Source organism: Achromobacter sp. SIMBA_011, assembly GCF_046535435.1.
Classification (GTDB): Bacteria; Pseudomonadota; Gammaproteobacteria; order Burkholderiales; family Burkholderiaceae_B; genus Achromobacter; species Achromobacter dolens.
Window position 1 is genome coordinate 1,021,891 of sequence record NZ_JAWRWN010000002.1, and the last position, 15,330, is coordinate 1,037,220.

Genomic DNA, 15,330 nt, shown 5'->3' on the forward strand with positions numbered 1-15,330 from the left:
TGTGCGTGAACCTTCAGGGCAGCGAGATGGTCAGGTGGGCGGCGCGCGGCCCGAGCTTGACGATGTCGTGATAGGGCGCCATGGCGGTCTGCATGTCGCCGTTCAGGAAGTGGGCCATGCCCAGGTAGGCCAGCAGGCCCAGCAGGGCGAACAGCGCGCCGATGCTCCATAGCGGCACGTCGCGCTTGAGCGTGTGGGCGATCTTGTCGGGCAGCGGCCAGTGCGGCGCGAAGCCGGCGCGCTTGCCGCGCAGCAGCGCGATCTCGTCGCCCAGGCGCGCGGTCAGGTAGCCGAGTTTTTCCTGGCCCTCGATCATGTACTTGCCCTGGAAGCCCAGCAGCAGGCACATGTAGAACACTTCCAGCGATTGCAGCCGCGGCGCGCCCTGGGCGCGCAGGTCCTCCAGGCGCGTGAAGAAGTTCTCGCCGGCCAGTTGCTCGCCGAACAGCGTCAGTTGCAGCGGTTGCAGCATCCAGGCATCGCGGATCGAGAAGCCGGAGTTCAGCACGGTTTCGTCAACCGCGGCGCAGAACGCGTACTTGGTGGCGTAGACGTCCTCGGCCGGGATGTCGAGCTTCTTGGCGCTGCGTTCGAAGTCCGCGAGGAACTGCTGCACCCGGGCCGAGAACGACGCGGCGCTGGCCGGCTCCTGCCCGCTCTTGAGCAGGAACAGCATCAGGAAACCGTCGTACAGCAGGTCCAGCAGTGACTTGGCGGGACGCGAGCCGTAGAAGTCGGCGGCGTGGGGCGGGAGCGAGGTTGCAGGCATCAGAGAGGGCGCGGCGGTGTTCATGGCGGCTCTTTCAGTGGGCGTCGGGTTGCGTCGGGTCGTACGGGCGCCGGTCAGCGGGTGACGGCGATCAGGTCCAGTTTCAGTTCGGGTATGCCGGCAGGCGCATAGATGGCGATGCTGCGGGCCTGCAGCATGCGGTCGTACAGCGAACCGCGCGTCTGCAAGGCGAAATAGCACGCGCCGGGCTTGACCGGCACCGCCGGCGGCACTTGCGGGGTGTAGGCCAGTTGCACGCCCGGCATGGCCGACAGCACCAGCTTCTCGACGTCGTCGGGCGCGCCGACCTTGAAGCGCAGCGGCACGGTCTCGGCCAGTTCGCTGGCGGGCGTTGCGGCCGACACCGACAGGTACAGCGCTGTGGTTTCGTCGAGCTTGTCGGAATCGAGCCGGCCGACGTGGAACGACGGCCGCAGTTCTTCCAGCACGATCGAGAAGTAGCGGGTCGAGATGACGGTGTCGAGCAGGTCGCGCAGGATCGTGTCGAGCTGCGCGAAGGCCGCGCCGGGCTGCTCGTGGCGATACACCGGCAGGTCGGCCAGCGTGTGCACTTTCGAGAACGTCATCAGCGCGCCGGCCAGCCGCAGCATTTCCTGGAACAGGCGCTCCGGATGCAGTTGCGGGTTGTGGAACAGGTGCGACAGCGCCGAATAGGCTTCGTTGGCGGTGTGCAGCAGCCAGAACGAGGCCACGTCGCCCGAGCGGAACTCGATGATGTTCTTGTTGGGTTCGCGGTGAAAGCCGTACAGCGCGTTGACCTTGGCCTGCAGCGCGTCCAGCAGGCGGCGCAACTGCTCGAACAGCGCGCCGCAGGCCTGCACCGTGAGGCTGGGGGCGATGAAGCTGGTGTCCAGTTCGTAACCGGCGCTGGCGGTGCGGCGCACGCGCGCCACCGGCAGGGTCAGCAGCGCGTCGCGCGGTTCGTGCTCGGACAGCAGCCGCACGTTCTTGCGCAGGAACGCCAGGTCGGCGGTGCTGGCGTTGGTGTAGAGGTCCGGCGCCGGGCTGTCCTGGTGCGCGTAGCGGGCATCGAAGCCCTGCGCCTGTTGCGCGTCGCGGTAGTTGCCGCCGATGTCCTTCATCGGATGCAGGGCCAGGTAGAACACGGCCTCGCTGGCGCCGTCGAGCCCGTCCAGCGCCACGGCCGGCGGCAGGTCGTCGTTGTGCGGCGCATTGTAGATCTCGCCGTCGGGAAAGATCGCCGACAGCTCGGTGGCGCGCAGCATGCCGTTGGCGAGCGCGGCGGCATCGAAGCGCGCCGCGCGCAGGCCCCAGGAATAGGGATGCAGCGCCCGGCTCATCTCCGCCAGGCGGGCCTCATGGTAGGCGTCCTGGCGCTGAAAATGCTGGGGCCGCAGGAACAGCCCCTCTCCCCACAGAATCTTCGCTGAATAACTCACGTTGGCGGGCTCTCGTTATTGACTATCTATATATAAAGAGGACGTTTCGGTGGACGCATCCGGCTCGCGCCGGATTCAGTTCGGGCATTGCAACGAACCGAGCCGGGACGGATCGAACGCGGGCATGCCCGGCGGCACCACGATCTTGCCGGTGGCGACCGTCATGGCGCAGGCGTGCGCGCCCAGGACGATGCCGGTGTCCTCGACCTCTTTGACCTCGAACACATATTTCCAGCGCTGCGGCGCGGGCGCGTAAAACAAGGCGGCAACGGCGATATACGCGGCGCCTTTCGGCACCTTCTCGACGTTTTCGAAACGCTGGCCTGGAGTCAGGGTGATTTCGCGCGACGCGATCAGACTGTCGCCCAATGCCGCCTTTTCCTGCGCAGTATCAACCAATTGCGTGAGCGGTGCGCGCTGAAATGCCTCGGCGTTCTTCAAATAGTATGCTTTCGTAACGACGGCGGTTGGCTGGCCGCTGCTCGCATTCAAATTTTCTCCGGCGTGTATCGCCAATTTCACGTCCGTGGGCGCATTCGGGTCCTTTTTCAGGCCCGCCGCATCGAGCGCCGTGCCGGTGATTCCGGCCACCGCGCCAAGGGCGGAAACCGCCGCACAACCAGTAATGACGGGGGCTGCCGCGATAAGCATCGTGGCGGCCAGGCATCGCGATAAATTGAGATGTTTTGACATGGCTCTTTATACCGGATCATTGCGACGGCATACAGATGACGGCACGTTGAGCGACATTTCGGCGTGAGTTACATGACGTAATGCCCTGTAGTGGTGTACTAACAAAAAGTTGTTGAAATACGCGGCCCTTGGTTACATCAGACACGTGCCCAAAAAATGCAACTTTCCCGGTATTTCCTCATAGGTGGCATGGTGGCGTTAATGGCCGGTTGCGCCACCACCAGCAAGCCCCAGACGGACGCTGAATACAAGCAGTCGATCACCCAGGCCACGGAGACGCTGGCCAACAAGGGCGGCGACGAGGCCGTGGCCCAATTCCAGGAAATCGCACAACGCAACCCCTCGCGCGGCGAGCCCTGGTCGTATATCGCCAAGATCCGCTTTGACGAGCAGAAGTACGGGGAAGCCATCGTCGCCGCCGACGAGGCGCTGAACCGCGATTCGAACGATTTCACCGCCAAGACGGTGCGCGCCGTGGGCGGCCTGCGGGTCGCGATGCAGTCGCTGGCGGACCTGCGCGCCGACGCGCTGCTGGCCGGCAATGCCCGCAGCGACGCGGTGGCCCTGGCCGCCGCCATGCGCGAGACGCTGGGCCAGGACGTGTTGTTCCCCGAGGGCCGCAAGCCGCCGCGCGGCGGCGGCGCGCGTCCGCCCAAGCCGCGCAACGAAGGCGCCGCCGGCACGGGCACGCCCGCCGCCGGTACGCCCGCCGCCGGTACGCCCGCAGCCGGTATGCCCGCCACGGGCGGCGCGCCGGCCTCGGCCGCCAACACCCCCGCGACGCCCGCGGCCAAGCCGGCGCAGGCGGGCGGCGCCGCCTCGTCCGCCCAGACGCCTCCGCCCGCATCGGGCCGCGCGCCGGATCCGTTCGGCAACCTCCTCAACAAACCCTGATCGGCCGCCGGACCCGGCTGGCCGGGTCCGCTTGCCATCGTCAATACGCACCCGCTTGGAGCCCCCATGGCTAAGAAAGAAAGCGTTCAGAAAAGACTCCAGAAAGTACGCCCGCCGCGCGTCCAGTTGACCTATGACGTCGAGAAGGGCGACGCGATCGAGCAAAAGGAACTGCCCTTCGTCGTGGGCGTGGTGGGCGACTTCAGCGCGCAGTCGGAAGCCGAGCTGCCGCGCCTGAAGGACCGCAAGTTCGTCAACATCGACGTCGACAACTTCGACGACGTGATGCGCGGCCTGGAGCCGCGCGCCGCCTATCGCGTCAAGAACCGCCTGACGGAAGAGGGCGGCACCTTCGGCGTCGACCTGAAGTTCCGCTCGATCGAGGACTTCCGGCCCGAGGCGGTGGTGCAGCAGATCGAACCGCTCAAGGAATTGCTGGAGATCCGCACCAAGCTGGCCGACCTGCGCAACAAGCTGGCCGGCAACGACAAGCTGGAAGACCTGCTGGGCGAGGTGCTCAGCAGCACGGAAAAACTGCAGCAACTGACCAGCGAAGCCGGCAAGGACGGCAAGGGAGGCAGCAATGAGTAATTCCGCCGCCGCGCAGAACGCATCCGCCCCGGCCGCCGCCGCCGACTCGGGCCTGCTCGACCAGATCGTCGAGCAGAGCCGGGTGGCCAAATCCACCGCCGAGCACGATCGCGCCAAGGACCTGATCGGCGAACTGGCGCGCGAAGTCATGAAGGGCACCGTGGTGGTGTCGGACAACCTGTCCGCCATGCTCGACGCCCGCGTGGCCGAGCTGGACCGCCTGATCTCCGCCCAGCTCAGCGAAGTCATGCACGGCGCCGAGTTCCAGAAGCTCGAAAGCACCTGGCGCGGCCTGCATTACCTGTGCCAGGAAAGCAATACCGGGCCGATGCTCAAGATCAAGGTGCTCAACGTCACCAAGCGCGACCTGGTGCGCGACTTCCAGACCGCCATCGACTTCGACCAGAGCCTGATGTTCAAGAAGGTCTACGAAGAGGAATTCGGCACCTTCGGCGGTTCGCCCTTCGGCGCGCTGCTGGGCAACTTCGAGATCACCCGCCAGCCCGAGGACATGTACTTCATCGAACAGATGTCGCACGTGGCCGCGGCCTCGCACGCCCCGTTCATCGCCTCGGCCTCGCCCGAACTGCTTGGCCTGGACAGCTTCGCCGACCTGGGCCGGCCGCGCGACCTGGCCAAGGTGTTCGACACCGTCGAATACACCAAGTGGCGCAGCTTCCGCGATTCCGAGGACTCGCGCTACGTCGGCCTGACCATGCCGCGCTTCCTGGGCCGCCTGCCGTACGACCCGAAAGAGGGCACCTCGGTGGAAGGCTTCAACTTCGTCGAGGACGTCGACGGCACCGACCATTCCAAGTACCTGTGGTGCAACGCCGCCTGGGCCTTCGGCGCGCGCCTGACCGCGGCCTTTGCCGACTTCGGCTGGTGCGCGGCAATCCGCGGCGTCGAAGGCGGCGGCCTCGTCGAGAACCTGCCGACGCACACCTTCAAGACCGACGACGGCGAGATCGCGCTGAAGTGCCCGACCGAAATCGCCATCACCGACCGGCGCGAGAAGGAACTGAGCGACCTCGGCCTGATCCCGCTGGTGCACTGCAAGAACTCCGACTACGCCGCGTTCTTCGGCGCCCAGTCGGTGCAGAAGGCCAAGAAGTACAACACCGATAGCGCCAACGCCAACGCGGTGCTGTCGGCGCAGTTGCAATACATCTTCTCCGTGTCGCGCGTGGCCCACTACCTGAAGGCGATGATGCGCGACAAGATCGGCAGTTTTGCGTCCGCGCAATCGGTCGAGAGCTTCCTGAACCGCTGGGTCTCGCAGTACGTGCTGCTGGACGACAACGCCAACCAGGAGCAGAAAGCGCAATTCCCCCTGCGGGAAGCATCGGTGCAAGTAGCCGAAGTGCCGGGTCGTCCTGGCGTGTTCCGGGCCGTGGCGTTCCTGCGGCCGCATTTCCAACTCGACGAGCTGTCGATTTCCCTGCGCCTGGTTGCGGAACTGCCCGCCCAGGCCCAGAAATCGTGATGACCGTCTGATTCAAAGCTTTTAACCGGAGAGTACTTTAATGAAGGACATCTACGTCAAATTCGGCAATCCCGCGCTCAAGGGCGAGTCCCAGGACAAGGACCACCCGGACTGGATCGAAGTGGGCTCGTGGCGCCACGAGATCATCCAGCCGCGTTCGGCCACCGCCTCGACCTCGGGCGGCCATACCGCCGAACGCACCGAGCACGGCGAAATGGTCTTCACCAAGGATCTGGACGTGGTCAGCCCGCTGCTCTACCAGCACGCCTCGGGCGGCACGACGTTTGACGAAGTGACCATCGACTTCCTGCGCGCCGACGGCGAAGGCAACCGCGTCAAGTACCTGGAAATCAAGCTCAAGTACGTGATCATCTCGCGCGTGGCGCCGGAAGTGGTCAGCGAAGGCCTGCCGCACGAATCGTTCTCGCTCAAGTACGCCGCGGTGCAGTGGAAGTACACGCAGCAGAAGGTGGGCGGCAACCAGGGCGGCAATTCCCAGGGCGCCTGGAGCCTGACCAAGAACGACAAGACCTACTCGGTCTGATCCCGACCGCGCGGCAAGGCGAAGGCCGCGGCTCGTCCCCGGGCCGCGGTTTTCCTGAAAGAGGTCCGTGATGAAGGGATTCGAACCCAGCCTGTTCGACAAGCTGTTCGAGGCGGACGGCCCGGCGCCGCACGCGCTGCGCCGCCTGTCGGTCGAGGAAATCAAGGAAACCGTCGCGCGCGACATCGAGGCCCTGCTCAATACCCGCATGGTCTTCACCGAGGCGTCGCTCAAGCGCTATCCGAACTGCCAGCGGTCGATCCTGACCTATGGCCTGTCGGATTTCTCCGGGCTCAGCCTGGCCAGCCACTACGACCGGGAATTCATCTGCCGGTCGCTGGAGCAGGCCATCGCCCGCCATGAGCCGCGGTTGACGCACGTGCGGGTGGTGCTGCAGGTCGACGGCCGCGCCACGTCGGTGCTGTATTTCGCGATCACCGCGATGCTGGACGTCGGCCCGGCCCACGAGCCGGTGACGTTCGACGCGACCCTGCAGCCGTCGACGCTGCAGTATTCGGTCAGCAAGGGCTGGGCCAAGGCCGCGGCGGCCGCCTGACAACATAAACGCACGCGGGCGCCGGCGGCCAGCCGCCGGCGAGGAAGGGAAAGATGGAAGAACTGCTGCCGTACTACGAACGCGAGCTGGGGTTCCTGCGCGGTTCGTCGCGGGATTTCGCCCAGCGCTATCCGAAGATCGCCGCGCGCCTGGGGCTATCGGGCGAGACCTGCGAGGATCCGCACGTCGAACGCATGATCGAGTCGTTCGCCCTGTTGGGCGCGCGCATCAACAAGAAGCTGGACGACGACTATCCGGAGTTCACGGAAGCGTTGTTCGAAGTGATGTACCCGCATTACCTGCGGCCGTTTCCGTCATGCTCGATCGCGCAGTTCGACATGGGCGGGGTGGCGGCGCAATTGACCGCGCCGGTGCGCGTGGCGCGGGGCACCGAATTGAAATCGCACGCCGTGCGCGGCGTGGCCTGCCGCTTCCGCACGGCCTATGACGTGACCCTGGCGCCGGTGGCCATCCGCCAGGCCACGTTCGCCTCGACCGCCAACGCGCCATCGGCCACGCAGTTGCCGCCGGGCGTGACCGGCCGGCTGTCGCTGACGCTGGCCTGCCTGGCCGAGACGCAAAGCTTCGCCACGCTGGCCGTGGACCGCCTGCGGGTCTATCTGCATGGCGAGCCGTCGTTCGTGGCGGCGCTGCGCGACTGCCTGTTCCTGCGCACCGCGGCGGCTTACATCGAAACCCAGCCCGGCCGCTGGAACCGGCTGCCTGACGTGCCGCTGGCGCAAGTGGGGCTGGCCGAGGACGACGCGCTGATCGACTTTCCGGCCAGCTCGCATCCGGCCTATCGGCTGCTGGCCGAGTACTTCGTCTTCTCCGAAAAATTCAATTTCGTCGACATCGATCTGGCGGCGCTGCGGCGCGCGGTCGGCCCGGCGCGCGAATTCACGCTGCACCTGCCGGTCAAGGGGCTGCGCGCCGATTCGAATACCGCGCGCCTGCTGGAGTCGGCGTCGGCGGATAACTTCCGGCTGGGCTGCACGCCGGTGATCAACCTGTTCGAGCAGCGCGCCGATCCCATCCGCGTCACGCATGCGGCGGCCTCCTATCCGGTGGTGGCCGACGCCCGCCGCGCCTACGGCTACGAGGTCTATTCCATCGACCGCGTGCGGCTGGTGCGGCAGAACGCGCAGGGCGATTCGGTGGTGGAGTTCCGGCCGTTCTATTCGCTGCATCACGGCGAAACGCCCGAGGGCGCCAGCCATTACTGGACCGCGCGGCGCGATGCGATGGTGGCCGAGCGCAGCCCGGGCTACGAAATGGAGATGTCCATCGTCGACATCGATTTCAACCCGGCCTTGCCACAGACCGAAACACTGAGCCTGGAACTGACCTGCACCAACCGCGACCTGCCGTCGCACCTGGCGGTGGGCCAGCCGGGCGGCGACCTGTTCCTGGAGGGCGGCTCGGTGGCGCGCGAGATCCGCATGCTGCGCCGCCCGACCCACACGCACCGCTTCCAGCAGGGCCGCGCGGCGCACTGGCGGCTGATCTCGCACCTGGCGCTGAACCACCTGTCGCTGGTGCACAGCGGCCTTCCTGCCCTGAAGGAGACGCTGCGCCTGTACGACCTGTCGCACGCGGCGGTGGCGGCGCGCCAGATCGAAGGACTGGTGGGGCTGGACTACAAGCCCGCGACCCACTGGATGCCCGGCGAGCCGTTCGCGACGTTCGTGCGCGGCATCGAGATCCGGCTGACGATCAATGAGGACAATTTCGTGGGCACAAGCCTGCATGCCTTCGTCGCGGTGCTCAACCGCTTCTTCGGCCTTTACGTGCACGCCAACAGCTTCGTGCAGTTGGTGGTGCTGTCGCGCCGCGGCGCGGAAGAGATCCTACGGTGTGCTCCATGCAACGGCGACGCGATCCTAGCGTAATCGAATCGCTGCTGGCCGAGCCGCAGCGCTTCAAGTTCTTCCAGGCCGTGCGGGTGCTGGAACTGTGGTTCGCGCGCCAGGAAGGCACGCGCGCCAAGAATGCCGTGCCGGCGCACCTGCGCTTCGTCAACTCGTCATCGCTGGGCTTTCCGGCCAGCGAGATCGCGGGGTTGACGGCCTTCGACAAGAACGGCCAGGCCCTGCATGACGCCGACGCGCGCCTGGCGGCGCTGGCGGCCGGCACGCTGGGGCGGGTGGAGATCGAGCCGGCCTTCTTCGGCCTCTTGGGCGGGCAGGGCGCCTTGCCGCTGCATTACTCCGAGATCCTCAGCCACCGCGAAAGCGCCACGCGCGATCGCGGCGCGCGCGCTTTCTTCGACATCTTCTCGAACCGGGCCGCGGCGCTGTTCTACGCGGCCTGGAAGAAGTACCGCATGCCGTTGCGGCACGAGACCGAGCAGGACCATCACTACCTGCCGCTGCTGCTGGCGCTGGGCGGGGTCGGCCATCCGGCGCTGCGCGACCGCCTGCATGCGGGCGAGGGCCGCGTGTTCGACGAATCGCTGGCGCACTACGCGGCGGCGGCGCGGCAGCGGCCGGTGTCGGCCGCGTACCTGCAGCGGGTGCTGGCCGACTATTTCCAGGTGGCCTTGCGGGTCGAACAGTTCGTCGGCCGCTGGTATCACGTGCCGCCCGAGAACCGCACCCAGTTGGGCCGGCCCGGCGCGGTGCTGGGCGTGTCCGCCATGGCGGGCGACCGCATCTGGCAGCGCGACCTGCGCATCCGGCTGTGGATCGGCCCGTTGTCCAAGTCGGCGTTCGCCGACTTCCTGCCCGGCGGCGCCCGCGCCCAGGCGCTGGAAAAGCTGCTGACGATGTTCGGCGGGCTGAGCTTCGAATACGAGGTGCGCCTGGTGATGGCCAAGGAGGACGTCGCCGGCAGCGCGCTGGGCGGCGACGCCGAGGGCGGCGGCGCGCGCCTGGGCTGGAATTCCTTTCTCTGCACCGAACCGTCGGCGTCGGACCGCGACGACGCCAGCTACGAACTGCACACCATCCACTAAGAACAAGACAACCGAGAACATGGCCACTCCCCTGAAAACCCTGATCGGGAAACTGAACCAGACCTGCCGCCAGGCCGCCGAGCGCGCCGCCAGCCTGTGCATGGCGCAAGGCCACTACGAGGTGGACCTGGAGCACCTGTTCCTGGCGCTGCTGGAAAAGCCCGCCAGCGATTTCAGCATCGTGGCGCGCCGCAGCGGCATCGAGGCCTCGGTGCTGGAGGCCGACCTGAACGCCGAGATCCGCGGCTTCAAGAACGGCAATACCCGCACCCCGGTGTTTTCGCCGCATCTGCCGCGCCTGTTCGAGCACGCCTGGCTGATCGCCTCGCTGGACACGCAGACTACCCGCATCCGTTCCGGCCACCTGTTGCTGGCGCTGCTGACCGAGCCCGATCTGGCGGCGCTGGCGCGGCGCGGCTCGCGCCTGTTCGAGTCGTTCCGGCTGGAAGAACTGAAGCACGATTTCGTGGCCCTGACGGCCGGCTCGGAAGAGGCCGGCCAGTCCGTCGCATTGGGCGATGACGCCGCGCAGGGCGAGGCCGCATCACCCGCGGCCGCGCTGTCCAAGACGCCGGCGCTGGACCAATACACCACCAACCTGACCGAGCGCGCCCGCGAAGGCAAGATCGATCCGGTGATCGGCCGCGATGCCGAGATCCGGCAGATGATCGACATCCTGACGCGGCGTCGCCAGAACAATCCCATCCTGACCGGCGAGGCCGGCGTCGGCAAGACCGCGGTGGTCGAAGGCCTGGCGCTGCGCATCGTGGCCGGCGACGTGCCGCCGGCGCTGGCCGGCGTGGCGCTGCGCACGCTGGACATGGGCCTCTTGCAGGCCGGCGCCAGCGTCAAGGGCGAGTTCGAGAACCGCCTGAAAAGCGTGATCGACGAGGTCAAGCAAAGCCCCACGCCCATCATCCTGTTCATCGACGAGGCCCACACCATGATCGGCGCGGGCGGGCAGGCCGGCCAGAACGATGCGGCCAACCTGCTCAAGCCGGCGCTGGCGCGCGGCGAACTGCGCACCATCGCCGCCACCACCTGGAGCGAATACAAGAAGTACTTCGAGAAGGACGCCGCGCTGGCGCGGCGCTTCCAGGTGGTCAAGGTGGAAGAGCCCAGCGAGACGCTTGCCGCCAGCATGCTGCGCGGCATGGCGCCGCTGATGGAACAGCATTTCGGCGTGCGCATCCTGGACGAAGCGATTGTGGCCGCCGCCCGCCTGTCGCACCGCTACATCAGCGGCCGCCAATTGCCGGACAAGGCCGTCGGCGTGCTGGACACGGCCTGCGCCCGGGTCGCGCTGGGCCGCAGCGCCACGCCGGCCCTGATCGACGACGCCCGCCACCGCCTGGCGCGCCAGGAAACCGAGCGCGCCGCCCTGCGCCGCGAGGCCGCCGCCGGCGCCGCGCAGTCGGCCCGCCTGCGCGAACTGGACGAGGAAATGGCCGCCACCCACCAGCAACTGGCCGACGCCGAAGCGCGCCTGGCCCAGGAAAGCGAGCTGGTGCGGCAGATCCACGCGCTGCGCGAGGAGCTGGAAGCCGCGGGCCAGGAGCCCGACGCCGAAGCGGGCGCCAAGCGCCGCGGCGGCAAGGCCGCCGAGCCGACGCCCGCCCAGGCGCAACTGGCCGAGTTGCAGCAGCAACTGCGCGCCCTGCAGGGCGAGGCGCCGCTGGTGCCGGCCTATGTGGATGCGCAGGTGATCGCCGAGATCGTCTCGGCCTGGACCGGCATCCCGCTGGGCCGCATGGTCAATGACGAGATCCGCACCGTGCTGGAACTGCAGCCGCTGCTGGCCGAACGCGTGATCGGCCAGGACCACGCGCTGCACGCCATCGCCCAGCGCGTGCGCACCGCGCGCGCCGGCCTGGAAGACCCGAACAAGCCCAAGGGCGTGTTCCTGTTCGTCGGCCCCTCCGGCGTGGGCAAGACCGAGACCGCGCTGGCGGTGGCCGACATCCTGTACGGCGGCGAGCGCAAGCTGGTCACGATCAACATGAGCGAATACCAGGAGGCCCACAGCGTCTCGGGTCTGAAGGGTTCGCCGCCCGGCTACGTCGGCTACGGCGAAGGCGGGGTGTTGACCGAAGCCGTGCGCCGCCAGCCCTACAGCGTGGTGCTGCTCGATGAAATCGAGAAGGCCCATCCCGACGTGCTGGAATTGTTCTTCCAGGTGTTCGACAAGGGCGTGATGGACGACGCCGAGGGGCGCGAGATCGACTTCCGCAACACGCTCATCATCCTGACCTCCAACGTCGGCTCGTCGACCATCATGCAGGCCTGCCTGAACAAGACCGCCGAGGAGCGGCCGGACCCGGACGCTTTGCAGGAATTGCTGGCGCCGCAACTGTACAAGGCCTTCAAGCCGGCCTTCCTGGGCCGCATGAAGACCATCGCCTACTACCCGGTGGATGACGACGCTCTGGCGCGCATCATCGGCCTGAAGCTGGCCCGCATCGCCGAGCGGGTGCAGACCAACCACCGCGCCGTGTTCGATTGGGACGACGCGCTGGTCGAGGCCGTGCTGGCGCGCTGCACCGAGGTGGACACGGGCGCGCGCAACGTCGACCACATCCTGAACGGCACGCTGTTGCCGCAGATCGCCGAGCAGGTGCTGGGCCGCATGGCGCAGGGCGAAGCGATCGCGCGCATCCGCGTCACGGCCGGCAAGAACGGCGACTTCCGCTACCGCCTGACCTGAGCCCGGAGCCAAGACCATGCCCCAGGATGCTTCCGGACTGTCCCGCCTGTCGACCGCCGGCATCGCGCAGGCCAACCGCCTGCTGGACCTGCGCACGCCGCTGGGCGATAACCGCCTGGTGGCCGAGACCCTGTCGGCCACCGAACAATTGAGTGGCGGCGCCTATCGCCTGGAGATCACCGCGCTGTCCGACGACGCGCATATTCCTTTGAAGGCCCTGATGGGCCAGCCCGTCACCCTGCGCCTGCAGACCGCGCTGGACCGCGAGCAGCCGCGCCTGTGGCACGGCCACGCCACGGCGGTGCGTTTCCTGGGCGCCAACGGCGGCCTGGCGCGCTATGGGCTGACCGTGGAGCCGTGGCTGGCGTTCCTGCGGGCGCGGCGCGACAGCTTCGCCTATCAGGACAAGACGGTGATCGACATCGTCGACAGCATCTTCGGCGACTACAAGGGCCAGGGCACGCTGGCGCCACAATGGCGCTGGGAGGTCAAGGACCGCGCCGTCTACGCCAAGCGCAGCCTGACCATCCAGTACCGCGAAACCGACTACGCCTTCATCGAACGCCTGCTGGCCGAAGAGGGCCTGTTCTACTGGGTCGAGCATGCCGACGACGGCCATACCCTGGTCATTGCCGACCACAACGATGCCTTCAAGGCCGGCCCGCAGGCCAGCGTGCGCTTTGCGCGCGCCGACGTGACCGAGACCGAAGACAGCATCCAGCGTTGGAGCCCGCGCCAGCGCTGGCAGACCAACGCCGTGCGCATGGCCAGTTGGGACTACCGCAGCGCCCAGGCGCGGCCGGTGTCGGCGCAGGCGGACGCCGGCAAGCTGGCGAACCCGTTGGAGCTGGTCAGCGACGACTACCCCGGCCAGTACGCCTACGAAGACAGCGCGCAGGGCGAGCGGCTGGCGCACAACGCGCTGGCGGCCCTGCGCGTGCGCCAGCAGAGCGTCGAGGGCGCTGGCACGGTGCGCACGCTGGCGCCAGGCCAGCGCTTCACGCTGACCGGCCACTATCAGCAGGGTGGTCCGTCCGCGTTCGTGGTGATCGCGATCACGCACCAGGCCCGCAACAACTTTGACGCCGACATGGGGCGCGCCGTCAGCGAGGCTTTGGGGGGCGACGACGGCGACGACGCCGATTTCTATCGCAACACCTTCACCTGCATCGGCAGCGACACCGAATTCCGTCCCGCGACGCAGGATGGCCACGGCGAGCGCCTGCATCCCCGTCCCACGGTGTTCGGCGCGCAGACCGCCCTGGTGATCGGCGCCGAGGAGCCGGTGCACACCGACCGAGACCACCGCATCAAGGTGCAGTTCCATTGGCAGCGTGGCAAGGCTTCCAGCAGCCGGATGGCGCATCCATCAGGCGATGAGAACGCGCCCGCCAAGGATGAGCTGGGCACCTGGGTGCGCGTGGCCGAGCCGGTCGCCGGCGGCGACTGGGGCGGCCATTTCGTGCCGCGCGTGGGCCAGGAAGTGCTGGTGGAATTCCTGCACGGCGATATCGACCGTCCGGTGGTGGTGGGCGCGCTCTACAACGGCGAGGGCGCCGAGGATGCCGCGCACAACAAGGTGCAGGCGGGCGGCGCCAACGCCACCGGCAATGCGCCGGCCTGGTTCGCGGGCGCCAGCGAGGGCCACGCCCACAACGCGGTCATGTCGGGCTTCAAGACCCAGGCGCTGGCGACCAGCGGCGCGGGCACCGGCGGCTACAACCAACTGGTGCACGACGACACGCCGGGCCAGTCGCGCCTGACTGCATCGACCACGCAGGCCGATTCGCGCCTGAACCTGGGCCACGTCAAACAACAGCGCGACAACGAACGCCTGCAGGACCTGGGCCACGGCGCCGAGCTGTCGACCAAGGAGGCCGTGGCGCTGCGTGGCGGCCAGGGCCTGTTGATCAGCGCCGACCTGCGCGAGAACGCCGAGGGCGCATTGCTCGATAGCGCCGAGGCGGCCAAGCAGATCGACGCCGCCCTTGAATCGGCCAGGGAGCTGGGCGACATCGCGGTCAAGCAGAAGGCTTTCCTGGAGGGGGATCCGCAGGCGCTGCCGGCGCACGAGGCGCTGGAGCACGTGCGGGACGTGGTCGAGGCGACCCAGGACGACCCCCGCGCGCAGGGGGGCGGGGCCAAGGTCGCGGCCTATAGCGAACCACATATCCAGGTCAGCGCGCCCAGCGGCATCGGCCAATACACCCCGGGCAACGCCTTCCTGGTGGCCGGCGGCACGCTGGCACAGGTGGCGCCGGACGTGAACTGGGTCAGCAGCGCCAACCTGGCGGTGGGCGTGGCGGCCGGCGTGGTGCTGTTCACGGCGGGCCACGAGGCGGGCGGTAGCCGCCCGGTGAAGGACCGTGGCCTGCGGTTGCACGCGGCGGGCGGCAAGCTGCGCCTGCACAGCCAGGGCGCCAAGATGACCCTGACGGCAGAGAAGGCGGTGACCTTCGCCTCGGCCAGCGCGGCCGTGATGGTGCAGGCCAGGCAGCGCGTGCTCGCCACCGCCGGCGGCGCCTATCTGCGCCTGGAGGGCGGCGGTATCCAGTTGCACGCGCCGGGCAAGGTCGAGCTCAAGGCGAGCGCGCATAGCTGGGTGGGGCCGCAGACCGCGCAGGCGAACCTGGCTTTCAAGGAAGCCAGTCCCTTGTGCGAAGCGCGGGTGCGCGGCGCGGCCCAACGTGGCGGCGCGGTCGTGCCGTTGGGCTAG

General features: G+C 67.8%; 12 protein-coding genes. 9 read left to right on the top strand and 3 right to left on the bottom strand.

Annotated features, from left to right (window positions below; all coding sequences use genetic code 11):
* Nucleotides 1–13: 13 nt before the first annotated feature.
* The 3 genes from icmH to tssJ form a co-directional block, all read right to left on the bottom strand.
* Nucleotides 14–793 (bottom strand): type IVB secretion system protein IcmH/DotU, encoded by a 780-nt coding sequence (icmH, locus tag SB816_RS11820; RefSeq protein ID WP_054504401.1) that lies wholly within the window; start codon nt 791–793, stop codon nt 14–16.
* Nucleotides 794–843: 50 nt separating this feature from the next.
* Complete coding sequence (tssK, locus tag SB816_RS11825) at nt 844–2,190, bottom strand: type VI secretion system baseplate subunit TssK (protein WP_269876043.1); 1,347 nt, start codon at nt 2,188–2,190, stop codon at nt 844–846.
* A 75-nt stretch (nt 2,191–2,265) separates the two neighbouring features.
* Nucleotides 2,266–2,883 (bottom strand): type VI secretion system lipoprotein TssJ, encoded by a 618-nt coding sequence (gene tssJ, locus SB816_RS11830; RefSeq protein WP_231132838.1) that lies wholly within the window; start codon nt 2,881–2,883, stop codon nt 2,266–2,268.
* Nucleotides 2,884–3,039: 156 nt separating this feature from the next.
* Between tssJ and SB816_RS11835 the strand changes: the two genes are divergently transcribed.
* From SB816_RS11835 to SB816_RS11875, 9 genes are all read left to right on the top strand, one after another.
* Nucleotides 3,040–3,777: a hypothetical protein gene (locus tag SB816_RS11835; RefSeq protein WP_410547026.1), complete on the top strand. Its 738-nt coding sequence runs from the start codon at nt 3,040–3,042 to the stop codon at nt 3,775–3,777.
* 66 nt (nt 3,778–3,843) lie between these two features.
* Nucleotides 3,844–4,368 (top strand): type VI secretion system contractile sheath small subunit, encoded by a 525-nt coding sequence (tssB, locus tag SB816_RS11840; protein ID WP_054504404.1) that lies wholly within the window; start codon nt 3,844–3,846, stop codon nt 4,366–4,368.
* Nucleotides 4,361–5,854: a type VI secretion system contractile sheath large subunit gene (tssC, locus tag SB816_RS11845; protein WP_068959502.1), complete on the top strand. Its 1,494-nt coding sequence runs from the start codon at nt 4,361–4,363 to the stop codon at nt 5,852–5,854. Before tssB ends, tssC begins: the two co-directional genes overlap by 8 nt.
* A gap of 40 nt (nt 5,855–5,894) precedes the next feature.
* Nucleotides 5,895–6,398 (top strand): Hcp family type VI secretion system effector, encoded by a 504-nt coding sequence (locus tag SB816_RS11850; protein WP_006384074.1) that lies wholly within the window; start codon nt 5,895–5,897, stop codon nt 6,396–6,398.
* Nucleotides 6,399–6,468: 70 nt separating this feature from the next.
* Nucleotides 6,469–6,954 (top strand): type VI secretion system baseplate subunit TssE, encoded by a 486-nt coding sequence (gene tssE, locus SB816_RS11855; RefSeq protein WP_054504406.1) that lies wholly within the window; start codon nt 6,469–6,471, stop codon nt 6,952–6,954.
* A gap of 53 nt (nt 6,955–7,007) precedes the next feature.
* Entirely contained in the window at nt 7,008–8,846 is a 1,839-nt protein-coding gene (gene tssF, locus SB816_RS11860; protein ID WP_054504407.1) for a type VI secretion system baseplate subunit TssF, read from the top strand.
* A complete protein-coding gene (gene tssG / locus SB816_RS11865; RefSeq protein WP_054504452.1) occupies nt 8,810–9,910 on the top strand; it encodes a type VI secretion system baseplate subunit TssG in 1,101 nt (366 codons plus the stop codon). Before tssF ends, tssG begins: the two co-directional genes overlap by 37 nt.
* Before the next feature lie 19 nt (nt 9,911–9,929).
* Nucleotides 9,930–12,614, top strand: a complete 2,685-nt coding sequence (tssH, locus tag SB816_RS11870; protein ID WP_410547027.1) for a type VI secretion system ATPase TssH — start codon at nt 9,930–9,932, stop codon at nt 12,612–12,614.
* Nucleotides 12,615–12,630: 16 nt separating this feature from the next.
* Nucleotides 12,631–15,330 carry a type VI secretion system Vgr family protein gene (locus tag SB816_RS11875; protein ID WP_410547028.1) on the top strand — a complete coding sequence of 900 codons (2,700 nt, stop codon included), beginning with the start codon at nt 12,631–12,633 and terminating at the stop codon, nt 15,328–15,330.